This window comes from Bradyrhizobium sp. TM233 (assembly GCF_036247965.1).
GTDB classification, from domain to species: Bacteria; Pseudomonadota; Alphaproteobacteria; order Rhizobiales; family Xanthobacteraceae; genus Bradyrhizobium; species Bradyrhizobium ottawaense.
On record NZ_BTIG01000008.1, the window covers coordinates 1 to 24266 of the forward strand.

Below are 24266 nucleotides of genomic sequence, written 5' to 3' on the forward strand. Positions count from 1 at the left end.
TACGGCAAAACCGTGTGGTCCTGGCCGTCGGTGCTACGGTCAAGGCTGGCGAAGGTGCGAGCGAGCCCAACCGGGCAGACTGCATCATCCAATTCGCGGGGCGAGGGAGGCCAGAGGGAAAGTTCGGCTCCCGGGAGATCACGGCATAAGCCGTCCGACCATCGCGCAGGGAAGGCCGAGTGTTCGGCACCACCTGTATGCTGCTGTGCGGTTCTTTCTGCGTGTGCATTTCGCGCAGCGGACCGCGGGTGCGAGCCGGCACCCGGTCTTCCCTGCGCCCTCTTGGCTAATGAGGGTACGAGATGAAGCAAAGCTCGGGCGAAACGCGCCGCGAGAATGCGAAGGCGTGTCTGCGAGCTGAGCTGCGTGCCACAAACTCGATCTCGTAGGGTGGGCAAAGCGGAAGCGTGCCCACGCCTTGTTGCTTATGGAGAGAGATCGTGGGCACGGCGCTGTGCGCCTTTGCCCACCCGACGGCACTGCCGCTGGGATGCGCACTGGCGCATTGTAATGACGTTGGAGAGCGCGCGCGCCACTCACCGCTCTCGTGCCCCGGACGCGGCGCAGCACGAAGTGGTGCGCTGCAGAGCCGGGGCCCATCCATCCGCATCGTGCCGTGCCGCCTCTGGGTCCCGGCTCTGCGCCGCAACGCTCGCGCGTTGCAGCTTGTCCGGGACATGAGCTTGCCTCAATGACCGCGCCTGATACCCTCATCATCATCCCCCACCTCCGGCGCCATCGCTGCCCACGCGCTCGATGCGAATTGCCGGCGCCAGGTCACGACCACCACGGCGGCCGTGGTCACGAACAGCAGCCAGGGGCTGACGAACCAGCCGAGATAGCCAAGCGCGAAGAAAAAGGCGCGCTGGCCGCGGTTGAATGGCGGCCGGCGGATTCGAACAGGCGCGAGGTGCGGATGACATGGGCTTCCGCCTCCGGCGTGTCGCGCCGGTCGGCCGGCGGCATGCCGCCGAACAGGATCGCGACATAGTTGAACAGGCGATAGGCCCAGGCGAATTTGAAGAAGGCATAGACGCAGATCAGCACGAGGCCGACGCATTTCAGCTCCCACATCGCCGGCGACGTGCTGAGGTCGATCGGCAGCTTGCTCAGGATCGTGATCGCATCGTTGGTGGCGTGCAGCAGCGCCAGCGCGCCGCCGAGCGCGATCAGGCTGGTCGAGGCGAAGAAGGCGGTGCCGTTCTGCAGCGAGGCCATGATCTGCATGTCCACCATGCGCGTCTCGCGGTCGAGCAGCCGGCGCACCCAGACCTCGCGATAGCGGTTCATGCGCGCCGACAGGCTGTCGCGGCCATAGGCCGAATGCTCCAGCGTCAGCGCATAGACCGTCCATTCGATGATGAAGAAGCCGACCGCGGTGATGTCGACCCAATGCCTGCTCATGTCCGTCTCTTGTCCGTCTCTTGGCGAGGACCGCAACGATTGCCACGCATGACGGGGCGCAGCAACGATTGATTGGCGGCAGGCGATGGCGTTAAAAGCGGCTCGCTCTAGGACGTCTCGAGAAGGACTGATGACATGGCTGCGCTGAAACTCGCGATCGGTAACAAGAACTACTCGTCATGGTCGATGCGGCCCTGGCTCGCGCTTCGCGCGAGCGACATCCCGTTCGTGGAGACGCTGATCCCGCTCTACACCGACAATCCCGCGGACAAGGAGCAGATCCTGTCCTTCAGCCGTGCCGGCAAGGTGCCGGTGCTGGTCGACGGCGACGTCACGGTGTGGGATTCGCTCGCCATCATCGAATACGTCGCCGAGCGCTATCCGGAAGTGAAGCTGTGGCCCGACGACGTGGCCGCGCGCGCGCATGCCCGATCGGTGTGCGCCGAGATGCATTCCGGCTTCGTGCCCCTGCGCAACGAATGCGGCATGAACCTGCACCGGCCGATCCGGACCTTGGCGCTGTCGGCCGACGCCAAGGCCAACGTTGCGCGCATCGAGGAGATCTGGCGCGAATGTCGCACGCGCTACGGTGCCAAGGGTCCGTTCCTGTTCGGTCGCTTCGGCGCGGCCGACGCGATGTACGCGCCGGTGGTGCACCGCCTGCGCACCTATGCGATCGACGTTGCGCCGGACACCAAGGCCTACATGGAGACGATGATGGCGCTGCCGGCGTTCCAGGAATGGACCCGCGACGGGCTGGCTGAAACCCTTGTCATCGAGAAGTTCGAGGACGCCTGACCGGTCGGTCCCACCGAGGCCGCCGGCGGCGTGCCGGCCGGCGGCCCTCACGACCTGGGGCCAGGGGCCACCCGGGCTGCGACCGGCCTGCGACCGGGCCTGCGACATGCCGCCTGAACATGCCGCCCCGACGGTATCATCGGCCCGCGGGTTCCATCCTTATCATTATGAAAAGACTGTAAGATTTGTGGGTTTGCCATGCTGGCATGGCGCTGGCCAAAACGGCCGGCCGCGTGCTATACAGCGCCTGGGTTTCTGGCCGGCCGTCGCAGTGGGACCATGGGCGAGGCAGGCGTTGTTTGAGTGATGGAGAGGGTGTTGAAGCACAAATTCCCGATTGGAACGCGCGTATTGTTCACGGCCAGCAACGTCGCGCGCCCTGCTGCCAGCGGCTCGTACGAGGTCATCCGGCTGCTGCCGACGGACGGCGACGACTGCCAGTACCGGATCAAGAGCTCGACCGAAGCCTTCGAACGCGTCGCCAAGGAAAGTCAGCTCGCGCTGTCCTGAAGACCGACGCTCCCCGCGCATTCGTGCCCTCTGCGGAATTGTGTCCTGCCGCCGTCAAAAGGCCCGCTTCACCTTCGCAAGGTGGGCCCCCGGGGCAGTTGCCGACTCGCGGTGCTCGCTTGACCATTCGCTCTCTGCTCGCGTGAGGGGACGTCGCGCATGAACTGGGCATGGGCCACTTCGCTCGACCAAATCTGGCGCTCGCCGGCCTTTCCGATGTGGATGACGCTGGCGGCTGCCGGATTCTTCGGATTGATCCTGGTTATCACGCTGCTGCGCGCCGATAGGTCGGTCGCCAACGGCGCACTGACGGTGATCACGCTGCTGTCCATCGCGATCGCCGGAGCGGCCACCGTGCGCGTCTACGAACCGGCGGGGCAGGACGCCCCGACCCAAGCGCGCGCGCAAAATGCGGTCATCGCGAGCCTGCCGGCGCTATCCTGTCTCGACGACCTCGCCGGCGATGCGGTCGCCATTGGCTGCGAGAAGGCGCTGTTCGGCTCGCCGGATGCCGCGGCTGCCGCCGTCTCCTACACTGCGGCCCGAATCGACCGGCTGACCGCGCTCGGTGATGCCGCGACCGCCGAGAAGAGCCTGACGGCGGACACGAAGGTGCTGCGCAAGGCGCTGGAGCACGATCGCTACGGCCTCGTGGCGCAGGTGCTGGTCGTGCGCGACGGTTGCACGCAGTTCGACTGCGCCGCGTTCCGCTCGCTGACCGACCAGCAGCGGGTTGCCGCCAACATGGACGCCCATCTCTACGACATCCTGGTCGCGCGCTATGCCCCAACCTGGAACGCGCCTGCAACGGCGTCGGCGATGCCGGCCACGGCCGCGCTTGCCGGGCTGCCGCCCGCGATGCCGACGGGCAAGCCGACCAGCGCCGAGTTCCCGAGCGCCTCGTCGACGCCGCCAGTGAGCATCATGAACCCGGAGCCCACGGCGACAACGCGCCAGGCGGCGCCCGCGGCCGCGAACGCAGCGCCGGCACCGCGCGCGCCCGCCGCGACGTCGGCGCAGGCGGCGGCTCCAGCCGCACCGGCTGCGAAGAAGCCGCCGGCGCCGAAGGCTGCGCGTGCGCCCGCAGCACCGGTTCCGCTCGCTCCGCCGCCAGCCTCGGCGGCCGCGCCCGCGGCTGCGGATAACGAGTAGATCGGCATTCCAAATGCGGTGCTGCCCGGCTAATGCTTGGGCATGCCGCTACATCTGATCAAGCTCGCCGTCGGTTGCGACTCCGTCAAGGAATTGAAGGAGTGGATCGCCGAACGGATGCAGACCGCCAAGAAGAAGGGTCTGCCGCAACATCACATCCACATCACCCGCATGGTCCCCAAGCGCGATACCGAGATCCTCGCCGGCGGGTCGCTCTATTGGGTGATCAAGGGCGAGATCGCCGCGCGGGAAAAGATCATCGGCATCGAGCCGTTCCGCGACAAGGACGGCATCGGGCGCTGCCGGATCGTGATGCAGCCGAAGGTGGTCTCGGTGTCGCCGCGGCCGATGCGCCCGTTCCAGGGCTGGCGCTATCTCGCCGACGATTCCGTGCCGGCCGATCTCGGCAAGTCCGCCGCCGGCTCGATCGCGGCGATGCCGGAGCCGATGCGGCGCGAATTGCGCGATCTCGGGCTGCTCTAAACCGCGATATTGTCGATCAGCCGGGTCGTGCCGAGCTTGGCCGCGACCAGGATCCGCAACGGGCCGTCTTGGCGCGAGGTGAGGGGCGCCAGCGTCTCGGCATGGCGCGCCTCGAAATAGTCGAGCGCAAAGCCGGCCGCCTCGATCATCGCGGCGCCACGCCTCATGGCCGACGCGATGGCTTCGCCGGCACGGATGCGGCCGGCGCTGTCCTTCATGGCACGGTAGAGAATGGATGCGGTCTGCCGCTCCTCGGGCGACAGATAGACGTTGCGCGAGGACATCGCGAGCCCGTCGCGCTCGCGCACGGTGCGGGAGCCGACGACCTTCACGCCGAGGTCGAGGTCGCGCGCCATCTGCGTCACCACCCGCAACTGCTGAAAATCCTTTTCGCCGAAGATCGCGAAGTCCGGCCGGCACTGCGTGAACAGCTTGCCGACCACGGTGGCGACGCCGCCGAAGAAATGCGGGCGGAAGCGGTCCTCGAGGCCGGTGAGCGCCGGTCCCTCCGGCACGATGCGGGTGGCAAAGCCATCCGGGTACATGGCCTCGACGCCGGGGTGCCAGACGATATCGACATCCTCGGCCGCGAGCTTGGCGATGTCGGCCTTCCAGGTACGCGGATAGGCGCCGAAATCCTCAGTCGGGGCGAACTGGGTCGGGTTGACGAAGATCGAGACCACGACACGGCTGGCGCGCCGCTTGGCGAGGCGGACGAGAGACACATGCCCGTCATGGAGGGCCCCCATGGTCGGGACCAGCGCGATCGTGGCCTTTCGCTTGCGGAGATTGTCGACGGCGCGGCGCAAGGTTGGGACCGTGCGGGCGATCAAGGGGCTTGCTGACATCAGGACTCGACAGGGTTGGGAATCGGCGCGGCATGACTTGGCGCCAGGGGCGACTAACCTTAACAAGCAGCGATCGTGGACGCCATGCATCCGGATGCGGCACAGCATCCCGCGCAAGGTCGTGCACGATGTCGCGACATTGTGGGTTGGATCACAGACGAAAGACGGCGCCGCGATTCATGATGAAGCAGGGCGCCTGCGATTTGCATTACCTGTCACGCATTTCACTTGACCGCAGACGCGGTCAACTCGAAGATATTCATTAGGGGTGTTGAGGATCGCCATGCTTGTGCAGGCTAGCCAAGGCCAATCCGGCTCGGCGCATGTGGTCGTGCTCGGCAACGAGAAGGGCGGCTCGGGCAAGTCGACCACCGCCCTGCACATCGCGGTTGCGCTCCTGAAGGCCGGCCAGCGCGTCGCCACCATCGACCTCGACTGCCGTCAGCAGAGCTTCACCCGCTACATCGGCAACCGCGCCGCCTGGGCGCGCCGCACCAAGCTCGACCTCGAACTGCCGGTGCATCGCTGCATCAAGCTCGGCGAGACCATGCAGATCGCCGAGAACGAGAATTCCGAGTTCCAGCAGTTCATGGAGGCGGTCTCGGCGGTCGAAAGAAGCTTCGACTTCATCGTCATCGATACGCCGGGCACCGACAGTTACCTGATGCGGCTCGCCCACTCGATGGCCGACACGCTGGTCACGCCGATCAACGACAGCTTCCTCGATTTCGACGTGCTCGGCACCGTCGATCCCGCCAACTACGCGGTGACGGGCGAGAGCCATTACGCCGAGATGGTGCGCGACGTCAGGCGCAAGCGCCGCCAGCTCGACGGCTCGACCACCGACTGGATCGTCGTGCGCAACCGCCTGTCGATGCTCGGCTCGCGCAACAAGCAGCTGGTCGCCGAGGGGTTGAAGGATCTGTCGTTGCGGCTCGGCTTCCGCTACGTCGACGGCTTCGCCGAACGCGTCGTCTATCGCGAATTTTTCCCGCGCGGCCTGACCGCCCTCGACGAGATCGACGAGGCCACGCTCGGCATGCGGCCCAATCTCGGCCATCTCACCGCACGGGAGGAGGTGACGACCCTGCTCCGCCAGCTCAAGCTGCCGCTGGACGAGCGCGGCCGCCGCCGCGCCGCCAACCGGGCCGAGTGGTTCAACCAGGTCGACAAGCCGCTCGAAGTTCACGACATCCTCGGCGCCTGAGGCGGTATATCGCTACTTCCGATCGACCTGAGCGGCGAGTTCCGACGGGAACGCCGGGCGCCTTCGGCCGTTTTCATCCTACGTTGACCGTGAAATTGAACCCAATCGAGACCGGTTGCGTCCGATGGTGAAGTACACCCTGACGTAGCTTGGCGAGAACGGGATGCCCACAAAACGTGTGCGGCGCACAATGAAAGGGCTGCCGGTTCACAATATTTGGCCTTCCTGTCACGCGCCTGTGACATATATTAGCGAATAGGCGACAAGGGGCCAAAGAGCCCCGGAAGAACACGATTTTCAACAGGGATTCAGGCCGCAAGAGCCTGAGGCTGAGGACGAAAATGAAGCGTGGAATTGCCGTTCTGGTTTCGGTCAGTGCTCTCTGCGGCATCGCCTATTTCACGGCGAGCAAGTGGGCGATCAAGCACGAGACCATTACCTTCTACGATGCCTCGCGCGACAATCGCCCGGTGCCCGTCGACATCGCGGTGCGTCGTGACAAGGAAATGCAGGCCAACGCCGGCATGATCACGCTGCCGGTCGCAGTGATCAATCACGGCAACACCGTCAAGAACACCGAGTACGGCTTCCTCGCCAACATCTTCGCTGCGCGCGGCTACATGGTCCTGAGCCCGCAGCATGACTTGCCGACCGATCCTCCCATGGTGACCAAGCCCGGCGAGCTCTATGTCGGCCGGCTGCCGCAGATCCTGCGCGGTGTTGCCAACATCCATCTCGCCATGCAGGAAATGAGGAAGGCTCAGCCCAACGCCGACTACGACAAGGTGACCATGGTCGGCCATTCCATGGGCGGCGACATCACGATGTATTTCGCCAAGCAGTATCCGGATGAGGTCAAGAAGGTCGTCACGCTCGACAATCTGCGCGTGCCCTTCGTCACCGCCGGCAAGTTCAAGATCCTGTCGTTCCGGTCCACCGATCCGCAGTTCAAGGCCGATGCGGGCGTGATCCCGACCGACGAGGAATGCGAGAAGGCGGGCATCCAGGTCGTGAAGACCGAATTCCAGCACAACGACATGCGCGACACCGGTCCGGATGTCGCCAAGAACTCGATCCAGGGCATGCTCGATAAATTCCTGAGCGCGACCGACAGCGAGATCGCGCCGGTCGACACGCAATCCTCGCCGCCCAAGATCCTCGAGCCCGGTCCGGTCGCTTTGATGGGACCTGCCAAGAGCTGACGTCTTCTCTCTCTCTGACGGCACCCTCGTCGTCAGTCGCGATCTGCAAAGCCCCCGCCGGCCTCTGCCGGCGGGGGCTTTGCACATTGACCGGGCGGCTTGCGCTAACCACATTAGCCGCCCACGCAGGGTCAAGGCATGTCGGGCGAACCCATCAAACCGCGCAGCGGCGATGCCGTCTCGGCGCAAGCAGGCCGCGCGGTGCCGCAGGCCGCAACGTCGACTGCGGAAGACATCGCCGCCTTCGTCGCCAAGGCGCAGGCGCTGTCACCGCATGCGCCGGGCGCGAAGGGGCGGCTGATCTTCGCGCTGGATGCGACGATGAGCCGGCAGCCGACCTGGGACATGGCCTGCGCGCTGCAGGCCGACATGTTTCGCGAGACCGCGGCGCTCGGCAGTCTCGACATCCGGCTGATCTATTATCGCGGCTTCAACGAGTGCCGCGCCACGGGGTGGATCTCCGACAGCACCAGGCTTGCGGCGCTGATGAGCAAGATCGATTGCCGCGGCGGCGATACCCAGATCGGCAAGGTCCTGACCGAGGCGCGGCGCGAAGCGGTCGCATCGGGCGTGCGTGCCGTCGTCTTCGTCGGCGATGCCATGGAGGAGAAGGTCGACGAGCTCTGCGCCAAGGCCGGCGAGCTCGGCATGCTCAACGTGCCCGTTTTCGTGTTTCAGGAAGGTCATGACGCCGTCGCCGAGCAGGCCTTTCGCGAGATCGCACGCCTGACCGGTGGCGCCTGGTGCCGCTTCGATCCGGGTGCGGCGGCGCAGTTGCGCGAGCTGCTGCGGGCAGCTGCGGCCTATGCCGCCGGCGGTCGCGAGGCCTTGTTGAAACTGGCGAAGACCGCGAGCGGAGCGGCCAGTCTGATCGGCCAGATGAAGTAGCGGATCAGGCTGACGCGGCCTGTATCGGGGGCGCTGCTGCAACCGTCGGCGGCAGCAGGCGGCCTTGCAGGATCAGACGCAGCGTGCCGAGTGCGATCAATCCAACTACGATGTTGGCGGCGCCGAACAGCCACGGTGCGAGGAGTGCAATCGGACCGGTGTTGCCATGTCCGACCATGCGGATCGGCGCGATCGCCAGCGCGGTGGCGCCGAACGTGAAGCTCCAATAAGACACCGAGAACGGCTGCTCCATGATCCACGGCAGCAGGCGAAGCAATAGCAGCGCCATCATCAGGGCGTAGCCGACGAGCATGTGCGCGACCATGTCGGGCACGCCGCCATTGATCGCGAGATAAGCGAGCGCACCGACCGCGGGCGGCGCCAGCTGGATGCCGAGCGTCGGCCGCAACGCCACCGGAAGCGTCGCGACGGTGTAGAGCCGGTGCAGCAGCACGGATTCGATTGCGAGCCAGGAGAAGAACGCGACGCCGAAGGCGAGCTGTCCCCAATCGGGGTAGCCGAGCACCGAAGACGCAGCAGCCGTGACGAAGCCGCCGGCAACGGTCGGCAGATACAGCACCGGCGTCGTGGCGGTGTGGTCGCGATTGCCGCGCCACAGCAGTCCGGTCCGCCACAACGCGAAGCCGAGCGTGAACGCAGCGCCAAGGCCGAACAGGATCATTGCGGCGAGGCGCGAGTAGGGCTCCGCGGCGAGCGCGATCAGCATGGTCGAGACGCCGGCGAGGCCGATGAAGCAGCATTGCACGGGGTGATGGGCTTCGGCGAGCGAGTCCGCATGCGCAAAGATCCAGCGCAGCGCGAACAGGACGATCAGGACCGCCCAGACGATGGCAGCGAGCGCGAGCAGAACCTCGCCCACGACCGCCGGCAAGTGCCAGACCTGATGCGCGGCGCGCCAGGCGTTGCCGAGGCCGACAAGGCCGAGCACGATGCCAAAGAACGCCGCCGGCACGATCGGCGGCTTGAATCCGTTGCTCATGGTCTCCCCCAAACCCTGCCAACACTCCTGCGCCACCGAGGCGGCTATCGTTACCGCGGCGCGTATCGGAATGGATCCGTCAGGCGCTTATCGGCAAACGTATTTCGCGTGTCACCCTCCAATCGTGGATGGCCGGAAGGGACGCCATGCTTTTTGACAAGAGGGCGACTATATTCGGGTCATGACCCTGATCGCCGGCGCTGTCGCAATTATCACGCTTTATCTGCTGCTCCAGATGTTCCGCGCTGCCAACCCGGCGGTGCTGGCGCGGGCCATCAGGTTCGGTGGCGGCGTGGTGGCGCTGGCGGTCGCAGCCTTCACGGGCTTACGGGGCGAACTGGTGGTGGCGATCCCGCTCGGGATTTTCGGCGCCGGGCTGCTGGGCTGGACACCGCTGGCAAATGCCGGCTTCGGCAATATCGGGGGGCTGTTCGGCGGCGGTGGTGCTGCCCCCGCGTCGGGGCAGTCCTCACGCGTGCGCTCGCAATTCCTGGATATGCGGCTCGACCACGGCTCTGGCCAGCTCGGCGGGCAGATCGTCGCCGGACCTCACGCCGGGCGCGATCTTGGCGAGTTCGATCTTGCCAGCCTGCTGGCAATGGTCCCGACATTCGACGCCGAGAGCGTGGCCTTACTTGAAAGCTATCTGGACCGCCGGTTTCCCGCCTGGCGTCAGAACGCGCAGAGCGATGCGGCAGGGGGGCAGCGTCGCACGGCGGCGAGCGGCAAAATGACGGCGGAGGAGGCCTATCAGATCCTTGGCTTGCAGCCGGGGGCGGGGCGTGACGACATCAGCCGGGCCCACAAGACCCTGATGAAGAAACTCCATCCCGACCAGGGGGGGTCGAACTATCTCGCTGCCCGTGTAAACGAGGCCAAGGATACTTTGCTTCGTACGCATAACGGCTAACTCCGGCACCACGCTACAAACGCCCGTACCGCGTGAGCTCCGCTTGCTCTGTCTGCCGTCGCCCTGACACCCGCCATTGTCGGCGTGGTTGATCTCTTGAGTAAAGTTTTAACCGTAAATCCTTGACGAGAAGTTGTCGCGGAACAGCGTTCTCACGAACCGCTCTGGGTCGTCACCGCGTCCCCAAAACGAAAATGCCCGCGCGCGGCGCGGGCATTTCCTCCGGAACGGTGACAGAGATCAGTTGCGGACGGTGATGCAGGAGATGTCGGCGCGCTTCAGGGCGCGGCAAACGGCTTCGGCCTGGTCGCGCTCGAGCCCGGCGAAGCGGGCGCGATAGAGCTTGCGATTGTCCTTGGCGACGACCTCGGTGAACGGATCGGCCTTGCTGAGCAGGCCGCGGGCCGAGCTGCGCGCGGCATCGATGCGCTGCTGGGCTTCGTTCTCGCTCTCGAGCGCGCCGACCTGGACGATCCAGCCGCTGTGGGTGACCACCGGCTTGGTGGTGGCGCTCATCTGGATCGGCATCGGCTCGGCGGAGGCGAGCTTCGGAGCGGCCGGGGCGGGCGCCGAGGCCGTTGCGGCCGGCAGCACCCCGAGGATGCCGTTGCCGGTGCCGAAGCCTGCCGGCTGCCGTGGCAGCTCTGCGCGGGCGATCTCGGCCTTCGGCGCTTCCGGCTGGCTGACGACCTCGGGCTTGTTGATGAGATCGGCCCGGGCGACGACGGCGCCGGAGGTTTCCGCGACGTCGGAACGGGACGAAATGGCGTTGGTGACCGGCGGTGCGACCTGTGCCGGGACCTGAGCGGGGGCGGCGGAGGCGACCTTCACGGCGCCGGCCTTGACCTGAACCGTCTTGACCCGGACCGGCTTCATCGGCTCGGACGAGCCGGGGATGATGGAGAGCGGCTGGCTCGAGATCACGCCATTGGTGAGCGGCGCCGGCTCGATCTTGGATTCCGTCGGCCGAACTTCAGGCTTGGCTTCGGATCTGGGCTGAGCCGGCGGCACCGCGGCAGTCGCAGCCGCGAGCGTCGACAGGCGTGCGGCGAGACGCGACGGCGCTGCCTCGGGAGCAGGGGCAGAAGCGGCCTGGACCTGCGGAGCGGGGCGGGCCGGGGCAGGCGAAGCGTCGGCGATCTCGGTGCTGGCGTCAGCGCCGCCACGCTCCGTGACAGCGGCGACGGTGTGGGTGGTCGCACCCTTCTCGAGGTTCTCCGCGAGCAGATTGCGCATGATGGCATCGCGCGAGCCGCCGCTGCGGCCGCCGAGCACGACACCGATCAGATGACGGTTGCCGCGGCGCATCGAGGTCACGAGATTGAAGCCGGAGGCGCGGGTGTAGCCGGTCTTGATGCCGTCCACGCCCTCGACATTGCCGAGCAGGTGATTGTGGTTCCGGATCGACTGTCCCCGCCAGTTGAAGGTCGAGGTCGCGAAATAGCGATAGTAACGCGGGAAGCGCTCCTGGATGGCCCGGCCGAGCGTGGCCTGGTCGCGCGCGGTCGTGACCTGCTCGTCGTTGGGAAGGCCGTTGGCGTTGCGATACACCGTCTTGGACATGCCGAGCGAGCGCGCCTTGCGCGTCATCATCTGGGCGAAGTCGTCCTCGTCGCCGCCGATCGCTTCCGCGATCACCACCGCGGCGTCGTTGGCGGAGCGGGTGACGAGACCCTTGATCGCGTCCTCGACGCGGATGGTCTGGCCGGCCCGCAAATTCAGCTTGGTCGGATCCTGATCGGCTGCGTGCTGGGACACCGGCATCTCGGTGTCGAGCTTCATCTTCCCGGACTCGAGACGCTCGAACAGCAGGTAAAGCGTCATGATCTTGGTGAGCGAGGCGGGGTGGCGGATCCCGTCGGGGCTGGTCGCCTGGAGCACTGAGCCGGAATTGCCGTCGACGATGATCGACGCGAATTTCGGGCTGGAGCTCTCGGACACATCGCGCTGCACCCGGTGGTGCGCGTAATGGCGGCGATGACGCCGCGCCTCGGCGGCATCGGTTGTGAAGATGACCGCGGTGGTGACCGTAAGAAGCCCGAAAACGCCAACCCGCGCCAAGCGCGAGGAAGACAAGTTTTTACGAAGCATGGAACCCCGTCCCCGTTTCTCAACTGATCACCGGCTCGTGAGGCGAAATTGTGCCCAATGGACCCGGGATCATTACCTGTTCAGGCTGTCCCTCCGCTGGTGTTCGCCGCGGGGGACGTTGGGCCTGAACCGCTATTCTGGCTAAGGTGATGTTCTCAAACGGCTTTTGACCGTCTGCGGAAGCTGAACACGTCCAGGGAATCAGGGTAGGGGTCCGCGGTTTCCAAATGCTTAAAGAACCCTTGCGGGAAACCCCGGGAATCTCCGCGACTTGAGTCCAATTTTGTGCGTCGCACAATATTCTTGACTTTTTTGTGCGTTGCACTAATTGTGGGCAGAGTCAGGGAGCCGGGGCTTCCCGACGCGAGCCAGGGAAAAGGATTCCGAAATGTTCAAGGTTGAAGACTTCCAGAATTACGGGAAAGAGCACTTCGAGCAGTACGTCGCCTCCGCGACCTCGGTGCAGCACGGCCTCCAGGCGATCGCCAGCGCCTATGGCGACTATACGAAGAAGTCGTTCGAAGACACCAAGTCCTTCGTCGAGAAGCTTTCCGGCGTGAAGTCGCTGGACAAGGCCATGGAAGCGCAGACCGATTTCGCCCGTTCCGCCTACGAGACCTTCGTTGCGGAATCGCAGAAGATCGCCGGCCTCTACAGCGACCTCGCCAAGCAGGCGTTCAAGCCGGTCGAGACCATCGTGTCGAAGTTCACCCCGGCTGCTCAGTAACGTTTTCAGGACGTCCTGGAATCGAAAAGCCCGGCTGGTTCAGCCGGGCTTTTTGTTTGCACGCGGTCGGTCCGTCAGCGCGCCACGCGCAGCTTCGACAGCGAGGTGCCGATGTCCTTGAACACCGAAACGGTCTGGCTGGCCGACGTGACCAGATAGAACTTGTCGGCGCTGCTGGCGCAATATTGCAGCACGCTCGAGGTCGGATCGCTGCCGGTGTTCACCTGCACGGTGTAGACCGTGATGTTGTGGGGCTGGGCCTTGGCGTTGTCGCAGAGCTTCTTCTGCCTTGCGTCGATCTGCGAGGCGTCGCTGTACCAGCGGTTCTGCGTGTTGAGACCGTCGGAAAGAAGCACGATCGCGTCCTTGTAGGTGTAGTTGGTGTCCTTCGCCGGCGCGTTCATGGGATCGCCGGTCGATAGCGTCATCCAACCCCAGGCCAGGCCGATGCCCTGGTTGGTGTTGCCGGTGGGCTTCATGGCGTCGATCCGGCCCTTGAGCGAGCTCCAGTCGTAGCTCAGCGGCATGATCGGCTGCAGATAGGACGAGCTGCCCGTGTTGCAGTAGGAGTACTGCTCGGCCGGGAAAAGCGTCCCCACATTGCCGCTGGTCGGCGTCGTGTTCTTGGTGTCGTAGTCCTGGTCGCGGTCGGTCACACAACCGGTCCAGGTGTCATGGTTGGCCGACGTCCATTTCCAATTATTGCAGTTCCAGTTGTTGCCCGAGGTGCAGCTCCAGCTGCCGTTCGCGGCATCCCAATCGCTGAAGTCGACCCAGTACTTGTTGTAGTTGCTGGCGCCGACATTGACGTCCTTCGCGAAGGGGACGATCGAGATGTAGACGTCGCCGGTATTCTTGGCGAGCGTGCTGAGCTGATCGACCAGGTTCTTCGCGGCCGTCTGCATCGCCGCCATCTTGCCGTCGTTGGCCATCGACCCGGTGTTGTCGAGCACCAGGGCCACGCGCATGCGCGTCATGCCCCAGGCGCTGGTCGAGGTGGTGTCGATGCCGAGCGTCGGGAAGCCGGCGATCTTCATGAAGCTGGTCGTGTAGGTGCCGGTTCCGGTGAGCTGGATTGTCGAGCCAATGCTGGTGCTCGCGTTATAGGTGGCCCCAACGGTGACCGATGGCAGGGTCGTGGTGTTGGTGAACAGGGCGTTGAAATAGGTTTGCGCCTTGCTGCTGATCTGCGACGTCGTGATCGTGCCGGACGACAGGTCCCTGGAGAGCATCAGCGCGGTGGAGTCGAGGGCCGACTGCATGGAGGAGCGGGCCTGGGCGGCGCGGCTATAATCGATCGCGGCACCGACGAAGCTCAGCACCGGGACCAGAGCGATGGCGAAGATCACTGCGATATTGCCTTGCTCGGCCGCTGCAAAGCGGGCGAATTGCCGACCAAGGCGGCTGACGAGGGGCAGGCGAGACATGACAATCCCCGAAATCGGTGTTTTGCCCGATTTCGCGCCACGCCATTGAACGGCGGGTAAATTGGACCGTAGAAAACCGGAGCTACCCGCGTGAAACCGTCGCAGCCGGGTTAACAGCCGGGGTTCCTGGTCAACATGTTCTAAACGCGCGGGGGCGAAATTTTTGTCAAATCGGTCCGGATTGTTTAACCTTGCTCCTGATCGCCCGGACCGGGAATCGGGACTGCTGTGGCCGCATCGGCCGGACCTCTGCACGCTTGCGGCGAGCCGGGGGCAGGCCCATATTGCTGGCGAACGATCCGGCTTGGACCGGATTGTCGGGAGCGGCGATCCAACAAGGCGGCGCGCCTGCGCCAGGCTCCGAAGGGCGGGGTCGCGCGGTGACCGCCATTCGCTTCCGTGGGGAATTTGAACGCCTGAGCCATGCCGCAATTGACTTCCAGACTCGACCTGTCCGCGCCAGCCGCTGCCTACGCTCCTCGCATGAGCAATGACGAGAACCGTTCGGGCAACCCCTCGGGTCCGAACACTTCGGTCATCACCAAGGTCAAGCCCAAGACCAAACGGCCGAACCTCTACCGCGTGCTGATCCTGAACGACGACTACACGCCGATGGAGTTCGTGGTCCACGTGCTGGAGAAGTTCTTCAACAAGGACATCGAGGCCGCGACCAAGATCATGCTGCACGTCCATCATCATGGCATCGGGGAGTGCGGCGTGTTCACCTACGAGATCGCCGAGACCAAGGTGACGCAGGTGATGGATTTCGCCCGCAAGCACCAGCATCCGCTGCAATGCGTGATGGAAAAGAAGTAATCACGCGTTCGCGTTCCTTAGAGTGGTTCTGTTCGCGTGGTGTGTGATGGCAGCACATCTTGCTGCATGGTCCGGCGAACATCGGCACCGGTGTCAATCCTGCCCAAATGGGTAGTTCTGCCCAGGATCGGAACGGGTTTTGCATCGAAAAGTACCGCAGGTGTGGTGCCTGCCAGAGTCGCGGAACCGGTCTTTCGCCGCGATCTTGTATAACTATATGTGACAAAGGTTGTTGTTGCCTGACCGGGCGATGACGATCATGATGGTGGGGGCCATAGAGGACGCGAATGCCGACTTTTTCCCAAAGCCTTGAACAATCCCTGCATCGTGCACTGGCGATCGCAAACGAGCGTCATCACCAATACGCGACGCTCGAGCATCTGTTGCTCTCCCTGATCGACGACTCCGATGCAGCCGCCGTCATGCGCGCCTGTAGTGTCGATCTCGACAAGCTCCGCACGAGCCTGGTTAATTATCTAGAGACCGAGTTCGAGAATCTGGTCACCGATGGCGCCGACGACGCCAAGCCGACCGCCGGCTTCCAGCGCGTGATCCAGCGCGCCGTGATCCACGTGCAATCCTCCGGTCGTGAAGAGGTGACCGGCGCCAACGTGCTGATCGCGATCTTCGCCGAGCGCGAGAGCCATGCCGCGTATTTCCTGCAGGAGCAGGACATGACGCGCTATGACGCGGTCAACTACATCAGCCACGGCATCGCCAAGCGGCCTGGCGTCTCCGAGGCGCGGCCGGTGCGCGGCGTCGACGAGGAGACCGAGACCAAGGGCGCCGAGGACGCCAAGAAGAAGGGCGAGGCGCTCGAGACCTATTGCGTCAACCTCAACAAGAAGGCGCGCGACGGCAAGATCGATCCGGTGATCGGACGCAATTCCGAAATCAACCGTGCGATCCAGGTGCTGTGCCGCCGGCAGAAGAACAACCCGCTGTTCGTCGGTGAAGCCGGCGTCGGCAAGACCGCGATTGCGGAGGGCCTCGCCAAGCGCATCGTCGACAGCGAGGTGCCGGAGGTTCTGGCGGCTGCCACGGTGTTCTCGCTCGACATGGGCACGCTGCTCGCGGGCACGCGCTATCGCGGCGACTTCGAAGAGCGCCTGAAGCAGGTGCTGAAGGAGCTCGAGGCGCATCCCAACGCCATCCTGTTCATCGACGAGATCCACACCGTGATCGGTGCGGGCGCGACGTCGGGCGGGGCGATGGACGCCTCGAACCTGCTCAAGCCGGCGCTGGCCTCGGGCACCATCCGCTGCATGGGCTCGACCACCTACAAGGAATACCGCCAGCATTTCGAGAAGGACCGCGCGCTGGTGCGGCGCTTCCAGAAGATCGACATCAACGAGCCGACGGTCGAGGACGCGATCGCGATCCTCAAGGGCCTCAAGCCGTATTTCGAGGACTACCACCGGCTGAAGTACACCAACGAGGCGATCGAGGCTGCGGTGCAGCTCTCCTCGCGCTACATCCACGACCGCAAGCTGCCGGACAAGGCGATCGACGTGATCGACGAGTCGGGCGCGGCGCAGATGCTGGTCGCCGAGAACAAGCGCAAGAAGACCATCGGCATCAAGGAGATCGAGACCACGATCGCCTCGATGGCGCGGATTCCGCCGAAGAGCGTGTCGAAGGACGATGCCGAGGTGCTCAAGCATCTCGAGCAGACGCTGAAGCGCACCGTGTTCGGCCAGGACAAGGCGATCGAGTCGCTCGCGGCATCGATCAAGCTGGCGCGCGCCGGCTTGCGTGAGCCGGAGAAGCCGATCGGCTGCTACCTGTTCTCGGGCCCGACCGGCGTCGGCAAGACCGAGGTCGCAAAGCAGCTCGCGGCAAGCCTCGGCGTCGAGCTGTTGCGCTTCGACATGTCCGAGTACATGGAGCGGCACACCGTGTCGCGCCTGATCGGCGCGCCTCCCGGCTATGTCGGCTTCGACCAGGGCGGCCTGCTCACCGACGGCGTCGACCAGCATCCGCATTGCGTGGTGCTGCTCGACGAAATCGAGAAGGCGCATCCCGACCTCTACAACGTGCTGCTCCAGATCATGGATCACGGCCGGCTCACCGACCACAACGGCAAGCAGGTCAATTTCCGCAACGTGATCCTGATCATGACCACAAACGCGGGTGCTTCCGATCTGGCCAAGCAGGCGTTCGGCTTCACGCGCTCCAAGCGGGAAGGCGACGACCACGAGGCGATCAACCGGCAGTTCGCGCCGGAATTCCGCAACCGCCTCGATGCCATCGTCTCGTTCGGTCATCTCAGCGTCGAGGTGATCGGCACCGTGGTCGAGAAGTTCGTGCTTCAGCTCGAAGCGCAGCTCGGCGACCGCGACGTCACCATCGAGCTGTCCGAGCCGGCCAAGGCCTGGCTGGTTCGGCATGGTTACGACGAGCAGATGGGCGCGCGGCCCATGGCCCGCGTGATCCAGGAGCACATCAAGAAGCCGCTGGCCGACGAGGTGCTGTTCGGCAAGCTCAAGGGCGGCGGCCATGTTCGCGTCGTGCTCGTCAAGGACGAGACCGACGAGACCAAGGACAAGATCGGCTTCGAATTCGTCGAGGGGCCGGTCACGCCGAAGCAGGAGAAGCTGCCCGGCACCCGCAAGCGCCCGCCGGGCAAGTCCAAGCCGGGTGGACCCGGCGGCTCGAAGGGGCCGACCTCCAAGGGCCCGCTGGTCAAGGCTTGATCCGCACGCCATGAATTGAAAAGGCCGGCTGAAAAGCCGGCCTTTTTGTTTTCGAGGCTGTACGTGAACCCCTACGTCCCTGCTTCAGGCGCGGGCGTGGCCGCAGGCGGTCGTGGCTTCTTCGGCGCCGCCGGCCGTGCGCGGACCGACGGCTGCATCGTCACGATGACCGGATTGGGCTTGTGATCGGTTGCTGCCCCGGTCGCGGCATCGACACCCATGCCGACGACACCGCCGAGCAGGAGATTGCCGGCGAAGCCGGCGGCCCCCGACGTCGGGATGTCCCGGCTGAGCGGCACGATTTGCGGCTCATAGCCTTCCTTCTGAAAGGTGATCGAAATGTCGGCATTCCGCTTGACGACCACGGAGCAGGGCGTCGTGCAGGTGGTCGGGACTTCCAGTCCGCTGACCACGGCTTCCACGCCTGACGGTGTCGAAGAGATGCTGATGTTTTCGGTCGTGCCGCGCGTCACAGACGCGCAGCCGCCCAGCATGACGCTGAGCGCCATAATTCCCACTAAACGCATGAAATGCCCCTTATTCCCCGCCCCAATGAAGCGCAACCGGAGCGCGAGGGCAATAGGTCATTGGTCCGGATAGTTAAGCCACGCAGGGGTTGTGCACGGGAATGGCAGGTACCGGAAGGTGGGCTCTGTCAGTCGCCCCGCAGGCGCTGATCGTCCTGCACGCGGACATGCTCGGCGCCGCGCGCGCCGGCCGGAGACAGCCGCAGCATGCTCAGCACCGCGCCGCAGAGTGCAAATCCGACGCCTGCGAGCAGCGCCAGCCTGGTCCCCTCAACCGGATACCGTCCGAGCAACAACGCCACCAGCGCGGCGCCGGTGGTCTGGCCGAGCAGGCGCGCCGTGCCCAGCATGCCGCTGGCGCCGCCGGCGCGCTCGCGCGGGGCGGCTGCGATCATGGTGCGGTTGTTGGGAGTCTGGAACAGACCGAACCCGGCGCCCGCCAGCGCCATGCGCCAGATCACGTCGAACGTCGCAGGCGCCGCCGGCAGGACGGCGAGCGCGGCGAGGCCGCAGGCGAACAGCGTGAGGCCGATGCCGCCGAGCAGGCCGGCCGGATAACGCTCGACCAGGCGGCCGGCGAGGGGCGCTGCGAACGCCACCGCGATCGGCCATGGCGTGATCAGAAGGCCCATATGCACCGCCGAATAGCCGAAGCGGCTCTGGAGGTAGAACGGGATCGCGACGAAGGCGAGCATCTGCCCGCAGAACGAGGCGATCGAGGTCGCGATCGACAGCGCGAACACGGGGATGCGCAACAGGTCGACCGGCAAGAGGGGCGAGGCCATGTGGGTTTCGCGCCAGATCAGCAGCGCGCCTGCGACGATGGCGACGGCGAACTGCACGAGGCAGGTGACGGCGGGCTCGCCATGACCGACGCTGTCGACGGCCGCGATCCCGACGCCGAAGGTGATCGCCGAAAGCCCCGCGCTCTGCCAGTCGAACGAATGGCTGGCGGGCTTTGTGTGCGGCAGGCTGCGCAGGCCCAGCACCAGCGTCACCGCGCCGAGCGGCACGTTGATGGCGAACAGCCAGGGCCAGCTTCCGACCGCGAGGATGCCTGCGGCGAGCGTCGGGCCGACCGCTGCGGAGAAGGCGACGACGAGCGCGTTGAGCCCGATGCCGCGGCCGAGCTGGCTGCGCGGGTAGGTGAAGCGCACCAGCGCCGCGTTGACGCTCATGATGCCGGCCGCGCCAAAGCCCTGGATGATGCGCGCGATCGTGAGCAGCGGCAGCGTATGCGCCAGCGCGCAGAAGGCGGATGCCAGCGTGAACAGCACCAGCCCGACCAGATAGACGCGGCGATAGCCGACGATCTCGCCGAGCGAAGCCAGCGGCAGCAGCGAGATCGTGATCGCGAGCTGGTAGCCGTTGACGATCCAGATCGAGAAGGCCGGGCTGGCGTCGAGGTCGGCCGCGATCGTCGGCAGTGCCACATTGGCGATGGCGCTGTCGACCACCGCCATGATGATGCCGAGCGCAATCGTCAGCACCGCCTGGTTGCGCTGCGGCTGCGGCAGGCCGTCGGCATGCTCGATGGGGGCGGACGACATGGTGGAGGCGCGTTTGATTCGAGCCGTGTTTCATCTCCGGATTAGGAAATTGCAGGATGGATCGCAACCCGGCAGGACACGGACGGTTCCTGTGCCGCGGGCGGGCCGCCGGTGCGGTCGGCATGGACCGGAGCGGCCGCGCTACCAGCGCGCTGTCGATTTCCCGAACACGTAGAGCGCAATGAGGGCGAGCGTCACCGCTGTCGAGACGATCAGGACGGCGCGGTCCCGGTCGATCCGCGTCCGCTCGGTGCGGGTGAGATTGAGGACCGTGAACAGAGCCTTCATGGCAAATCGGCGCATCGGCAGCCTCGGGACGGCCGCAGGGTGCCACGGCCGGCGCGAGCGGGCTTGATGCAGCTCAACGAGGCCTACACCGCCGGCGGGTTCCGGTCGGTGAAGGTCGTGCGCTGGTGCCAGTAGGGATAGGGCAGCGTCACCTTGCTCGCCGCGTCGAGCTTTGCGATCTGGTCCCTGGTCAGCGACCAGCCGACGGCGCCGAGATTTTCGCGCAGCTGCGCCTCGTTGCGCGCACCGATGATCAGCGTCGACACTGTCGGGCGCTGCAGCAGCCAATTGAGCGCGATCTGCGAGACGCTCTTGCCGGTTTCCTTCGCGACGTCGTCGATGGCATCGACGACACGATAGAGGTGCTCGTCCGGCACGGGCGGGCCGAACTCGGCGGTCTTGGGCAGGCGGCTCACCTCGGGCTTCGGCTGACCTCGGCGAAGCTTGCCGGTGAGGCGTCCCCATCCGAGCGGCGACCAGACCACGGCACCCAACCCCTGATCGAGGCCGAGCGGCATCAACTCCCATTCGTAGTCGCGCCCGATCAGCGAATAGTAGGTCTGGTTGGCGACGTAGCGCGGAAAACCGTGCTTGTCGGCGACGGCGAGCGACTTCATCAGGTGCCAGCCGGAAAAATTGGAAACGCCGACATAGCGGATCTTGCCGGCGCGCACGAGCGTATCGAGGGTTGCGAGCACCTCCTCGGGCGGGGTGAAGGCGTCGAAGCCGTGGAGCTGGAACAGGTCGATGTAGTCGGTGCCGAGCCGGCTCAGTGAACCGTCGATGGCTGCGAGCAGATGCTGCCGTGACGAGCCGATGTCGTTCGGGCCGTCGCCGAAGCGAAACGTGGCCTTGGTCGAGACCAGCACCTTGTCGCGGCGGCCCTTGATGGCTTCGCCGAGAACGCGTTCGGACTCGCCGAGCGAATAGACGTCCGCGGTGTCGAACATCGACACGCCGGCCTCGAGGCAGATGTCCAGCAGGCGCCGTGCCTCGGTCGCATCCGTCGTGCCCCACGCGGCAAGGCGGCCGACGCCGCCGAAAGTGCCGGTGCCAAGGCTCAAGGCGGGCACCATGAGGCCTGACCGGCCCAAGCGTCGGTATTCCATCGATATGCTCCTCGGCTGGCCGCTGATTGATCGTTGCGGCCTTGGCATCGAGGTTAGCGCAAGCGGGTGCCGTGTCCTATCACGCGCTCACATACCGGCCTTGCTTGGGAACGGCCTAGTCGTGCCGAAGCATGTCGTCGAACGCGGCATCAACGATGCGCGGGCGGACGATCTTCGCCAAAAGTTTAGCCTCGTCGCTTGCCTGGGATGGGGGAGCGCAGCCGATCTGACGATTGCGCGTCTGCTGCGGCAGCAGAGTCAAACCCCATCCCACCACGACCAGCACGGCGAGACGGATCGCGATGACGCTCAGCAACAGCTCGCTTCCGCTTATCGTCGTCTCAGTCCTCATGCGTGGCAGCCTGATCCACGCCGCAACGCAAGGCAATCTGGAATTGGCGAGCGTTGCCTTCGTCCAGGACGAAGGCTTGCGCAGATGGCTGCTCAGTGCCGCAGCTGGCTCTGCCTGAAATCGCGCGGCGACATCCCGAAGTGCTCGCGGAAGACGCGGCCGAAATGCGAGAGGTCGTTAAAACCCCAGGCAAAGGCGATCTCGCTGATGTGGCGTTGGACGAGCATGGGCGAGGCGAGGTCGCGACGGCACTGCGCAAGGCGTTCGGCGAGGACGTAACGTTGGAACGAGGTCTCCTCGTCGGCGAGAAGGTCGTTCACGTAGCGCGGCGAGATGCCGAGCGCAGCCGCAGTCTCCGACAATGAAAGGTCGGGGTCGGCGAGGTGCGCGCGCACATGCGCCTTGAGCCGGTAGATCAGCGCGGAGCGGTGGGTCGAGGATGGCAGCGACGTCTCGCCGAGCCGCTCGCTCAGCGCCAGGGCGAGCAGGTCGACGGCCTGTTCCGACAGAACGGCGGCGTTGCCAGGGGCGAGGCGGTCGGCGCTCTGGCAAAGCCGGAAGATGAAATCGTAGGCGAGCCGCTCGAGCGGTGCCTCAGTGCCGAACGACATCGCGGTCAGCGTCTCCGTGCCGCCGAGCCGGCGCTGCAACATCTCGCGCGGCACCTTGAAGATGGTCTGCGTGAAGGCGTCGTTGAACTTCAGCTCATAGGGGCGCGTGGTGTCGTAGAGCGCGAACTCGCCCGGATGAACCACGGTCTCGCGGCCGTCCTGCACCACGCCGCCGTTGCCGCGATGGCCGAGCGCCACCAGGACGAAATCCTGGTCCGAGCGCGCAATGCGGGAGGGCGTGCGGAACACATGCTGGCGATCGGAGCAGACCTCGGAGCACACGGCCTTGCCAAGCGGGATTTGCGTGACCGAGCCGCGAAAGGCGCTGCCGAGATCGGACTTGCAGTCGAGCCCGACGAAGACGTCGCAGACGATGTCCTGCCAGAGCGCCAGCCGCCGATAGCCGGGGCTGCCGTCCGTCGTGAACTGGATTGTCATTGGGACAGCCTCCCTTTCACATCCCGCAAAACCGCATGTTGGCGCAGATCCAGCCTCACTGGAGGCAAATCCCGTACCGGCCGGCGAGCCCCCCAGTCGAGTTTTTGTTCCGCCGCGGTCGAGCGCCTGGCCGCCCGGCTTGGGCAAATAGACTGCATCGGAGATGGCTTCCGATCAACCGGCAATGGAGGCGGCAATGGGCATCGAACATCCGAAATACAAGGTGGCGGTGGTGCAGGCCGCGCCGGCCTGGCTCGACCTCGACGCCTCCATCGACAAGTCGATCGCGCTGATCAGGGAGGCCGCGGAAAAGGGCGCCAAGCTGATCGCCTTTCCGGAGGCCTTCATCCCAGGTTACCCCTGGCATATCTGGATGGATTCCCCGGCCTGGGCGATCGGGCGCGGCTTCGTGCAGCGCTATTTCGACAATTCGCTGTCCTATGACAGCCCGCAGGCCGAGCGTCTGCGCGACGCCGTGCGCAAGGCCAAGCTCACCGCCGTGATCGGCCTGTCCGAACGCGACGGCGGCAGCCTCTATCTGGCGCAGTGGCTGATCGGGCCCGATGGCGAGACCATCGCAAAGCGCCGCAAGCTGCGGCCGACCCATGCCGAGCGCACCGTCTATGGCGAGGGCGACGGCAGCGATCTCGCAGTCCATGCGAGGGCCGACATCGGCCGTCTCGGTGCGCTGTGCTGCTGGGAGCATCTCCAGCCGCTGTCGAAATATGCGATGTACGCCCAGAACGAGCAGGTGCACGTCGCGGCCTGGCCGAGTTTTTCGCTTTACGATCCCTTCGCACCGGCGTTAGGGGCCGAGGTCAACAACGCCGCCTCGCGCGTCTATGCGGTGGAAGGCTCCTGCTTCGTGCTCGCGCCCTGCGCAACGGTCTCGCAAGCGATGATCGATGAACTCTGCGACCGGCCGGACAAGCACGCGCTGCTGCATGCCGGCGGCGGCTTTGCCGCGATCTACGGTCCCGACGGCAGCCAGATCGGCGACAAGCTGGCACCGGACCAGGAAGGGCTATTGATTGCCGAGATTGATCTCGGCGCCATCGGCGTCGCCAAGAACGCCGCCGATCCCGCCGGGCATTATTCGCGGCCCGACGTCACGCGGCTGCTGCTCAACAACAAGCGGTACCAACGCGTCGAGCAGTTCGCGTTGCCGGTGGATACCGTCGAGCCCACGGACATTGCCGCGGCGGCGAGCTGATCACCGAGATCGAGGGGAG

22 protein-coding genes and 1 pseudogene are annotated in these 24266 nt (G+C 65.4%); 12 read left to right on the forward strand and 11 right to left on the reverse strand.

Annotation, left to right across the window (positions count from 1 at the left end; genetic code table 11):
* Positions 1-688 precede the first annotated feature (688 nt).
* Positions 689-1404, reverse strand: a pseudogene (locus AABA86_RS18045) (DUF599 domain-containing protein).
* Positions 1405-1539: 135 nt separating this feature from the next.
* On the opposite strand from AABA86_RS18045, the gene AABA86_RS18050 reads away from it, so the two are divergent.
* From AABA86_RS18050 to AABA86_RS18065, 4 genes are all read left to right on the forward strand, one after another.
* Entirely contained in the window at positions 1540-2202 is a 663-nt protein-coding gene (locus AABA86_RS18050; protein WP_338307740.1) for a glutathione S-transferase family protein, read from the forward strand.
* Positions 2203-2508: 306 nt separating this feature from the next.
* Positions 2509-2712 (forward strand): hypothetical protein, encoded by a 204-nt coding sequence (locus tag AABA86_RS18055; protein ID WP_018321158.1) that lies wholly within the window; start codon positions 2509-2511, stop codon positions 2710-2712.
* Between the two features lie 159 nt (positions 2713-2871).
* A complete protein-coding gene (locus AABA86_RS18060; protein ID WP_338307742.1) occupies positions 2872-3864 on the forward strand; it encodes a hypothetical protein in 993 nt (330 codons plus the stop codon).
* Positions 3865-3906: 42 nt separating this feature from the next.
* On the forward strand, positions 3907-4347 hold the full coding sequence (locus AABA86_RS18065) for a DUF1489 family protein (RefSeq protein WP_212245211.1): 441 nt from the start codon (positions 3907-3909) through the stop codon (positions 4345-4347).
* Here AABA86_RS18065 and panC read toward each other — a convergent pair.
* Positions 4344-5195, reverse strand: coding sequence for a pantoate--beta-alanine ligase (panC, locus tag AABA86_RS18070; RefSeq protein WP_212245209.1), 852 nt, complete (start codon positions 5193-5195; stop codon positions 4344-4346). The genes AABA86_RS18065 and panC overlap by 4 nt on opposite strands.
* A 283-nt stretch (positions 5196-5478) precedes the next feature.
* Here panC and AABA86_RS18075 point away from each other — a divergent pair, with 283 nt between their 5' ends.
* From AABA86_RS18075 to AABA86_RS18085, 3 genes are all read left to right on the forward strand, one after another.
* On the forward strand, positions 5479-6402 hold the full coding sequence (locus tag AABA86_RS18075) for a division plane positioning ATPase MipZ (RefSeq protein ID WP_338307744.1): 924 nt from the start codon (positions 5479-5481) through the stop codon (positions 6400-6402).
* A gap of 341 nt (positions 6403-6743) precedes the next feature.
* Positions 6744-7604 carry an alpha/beta fold hydrolase gene (locus AABA86_RS18080; protein ID WP_212245205.1) on the forward strand — a complete coding sequence of 287 codons (861 nt, stop codon included), beginning with the start codon at positions 6744-6746 and terminating at the stop codon, positions 7602-7604.
* Between the two features lie 138 nt (positions 7605-7742).
* Entirely contained in the window at positions 7743-8492 is a 750-nt protein-coding gene (locus AABA86_RS18085) for a VWA domain-containing protein (protein WP_338307746.1), read from the forward strand.
* Between the two features lie 4 nt (positions 8493-8496).
* Here AABA86_RS18085 and tehA read toward each other — a convergent pair whose 3' ends face one another.
* On the reverse strand, positions 8497-9492 hold the full coding sequence (gene tehA, locus AABA86_RS18090; protein WP_338307747.1) for a dicarboxylate transporter/tellurite-resistance protein TehA: 996 nt from the start codon (positions 9490-9492) through the stop codon (positions 8497-8499).
* Positions 9493-9673: 181 nt separating this feature from the next.
* Here tehA and AABA86_RS18095 point away from each other — a divergent pair, with 181 nt between their 5' ends.
* Complete coding sequence (locus AABA86_RS18095) at positions 9674-10402, forward strand: DnaJ domain-containing protein (RefSeq protein WP_212245199.1); 729 nt, start codon at positions 9674-9676, stop codon at positions 10400-10402.
* Between the two features lie 240 nt (positions 10403-10642).
* Here AABA86_RS18095 and AABA86_RS18100 read toward each other — a convergent pair whose 3' ends face one another.
* Positions 10643-12493 carry a D-alanyl-D-alanine carboxypeptidase gene (locus AABA86_RS18100; protein ID WP_212245197.1) on the reverse strand — a complete coding sequence of 617 codons (1851 nt, stop codon included), beginning with the start codon at positions 12491-12493 and terminating at the stop codon, positions 10643-10645.
* Between the two features lie 388 nt (positions 12494-12881).
* Between AABA86_RS18100 and AABA86_RS18105 the strand changes: the two genes are divergently transcribed.
* Positions 12882-13220 carry a phasin family protein gene (locus tag AABA86_RS18105; protein ID WP_097658894.1) on the forward strand — a complete coding sequence of 113 codons (339 nt, stop codon included), beginning with the start codon at positions 12882-12884 and terminating at the stop codon, positions 13218-13220.
* A 74-nt stretch (positions 13221-13294) separates the two neighbouring features.
* Here the strand turns inward: AABA86_RS18105 and AABA86_RS18110 are convergent, their stop codons facing one another.
* The gene (locus AABA86_RS18110) at positions 13295-14647 is read right to left on the reverse strand and encodes a TadE/TadG family type IV pilus assembly protein (RefSeq protein WP_212245195.1); all 1353 of its coding nucleotides are present in this window, start codon (positions 14645-14647) and stop codon (positions 13295-13297) included.
* Between the two features lie 483 nt (positions 14648-15130).
* On the opposite strand from AABA86_RS18110, the gene clpS reads away from it, so the two are divergent.
* Together clpS and clpA are read left to right on the forward strand one after the other, a co-directional pair.
* Positions 15131-15463 (forward strand): ATP-dependent Clp protease adapter ClpS, encoded by a 333-nt coding sequence (gene clpS / locus AABA86_RS18115; RefSeq protein ID WP_026202494.1) that lies wholly within the window; start codon positions 15131-15133, stop codon positions 15461-15463.
* A gap of 287 nt (positions 15464-15750) precedes the next feature.
* Positions 15751-18159 carry an ATP-dependent Clp protease ATP-binding subunit ClpA gene (clpA, locus tag AABA86_RS18120; protein ID WP_338307748.1) on the forward strand — a complete coding sequence of 803 codons (2409 nt, stop codon included), beginning with the start codon at positions 15751-15753 and terminating at the stop codon, positions 18157-18159.
* A gap of 71 nt (positions 18160-18230) precedes the next feature.
* Here the strand turns inward: clpA and AABA86_RS18125 are convergent, their stop codons facing one another.
* The 6 genes from AABA86_RS18125 to AABA86_RS18150 form a co-directional block, all read right to left on the reverse strand.
* On the reverse strand, positions 18231-18686 hold the full coding sequence (locus AABA86_RS18125) for a PEGA domain-containing protein (protein WP_338307750.1): 456 nt from the start codon (positions 18684-18686) through the stop codon (positions 18231-18233).
* 128 nt (positions 18687-18814) lie between these two features.
* Positions 18815-20236 carry an MFS transporter gene (locus AABA86_RS18130; RefSeq protein WP_338307751.1) on the reverse strand — a complete coding sequence of 474 codons (1422 nt, stop codon included), beginning with the start codon at positions 20234-20236 and terminating at the stop codon, positions 18815-18817.
* 141 nt (positions 20237-20377) lie between these two features.
* Entirely contained in the window at positions 20378-20539 is a 162-nt protein-coding gene (locus AABA86_RS18135) for a hypothetical protein (protein ID WP_212245182.1), read from the reverse strand.
* A gap of 68 nt (positions 20540-20607) precedes the next feature.
* Positions 20608-21633, reverse strand: coding sequence for an aldo/keto reductase (locus AABA86_RS18140; RefSeq protein ID WP_338307752.1), 1026 nt, complete (start codon positions 21631-21633; stop codon positions 20608-20610).
* A 115-nt stretch (positions 21634-21748) separates the two neighbouring features.
* The gene (locus AABA86_RS18145; protein WP_338307753.1) at positions 21749-21949 is read right to left on the reverse strand and encodes a hypothetical protein; all 201 of its coding nucleotides are present in this window, start codon (positions 21947-21949) and stop codon (positions 21749-21751) included.
* A gap of 128 nt (positions 21950-22077) precedes the next feature.
* Positions 22078-23034 (reverse strand): AraC-like ligand-binding domain-containing protein, encoded by a 957-nt coding sequence (locus tag AABA86_RS18150; protein WP_338307754.1) that lies wholly within the window; start codon positions 23032-23034, stop codon positions 22078-22080.
* Between the two features lie 196 nt (positions 23035-23230).
* Between AABA86_RS18150 and AABA86_RS18155 the strand changes: the two genes are divergently transcribed.
* Positions 23231-24247, forward strand: a complete 1017-nt coding sequence (locus tag AABA86_RS18155) for a carbon-nitrogen hydrolase family protein (protein WP_338307756.1) — start codon at positions 23231-23233, stop codon at positions 24245-24247.
* Positions 24248-24266 lie beyond the last annotated feature (19 nt).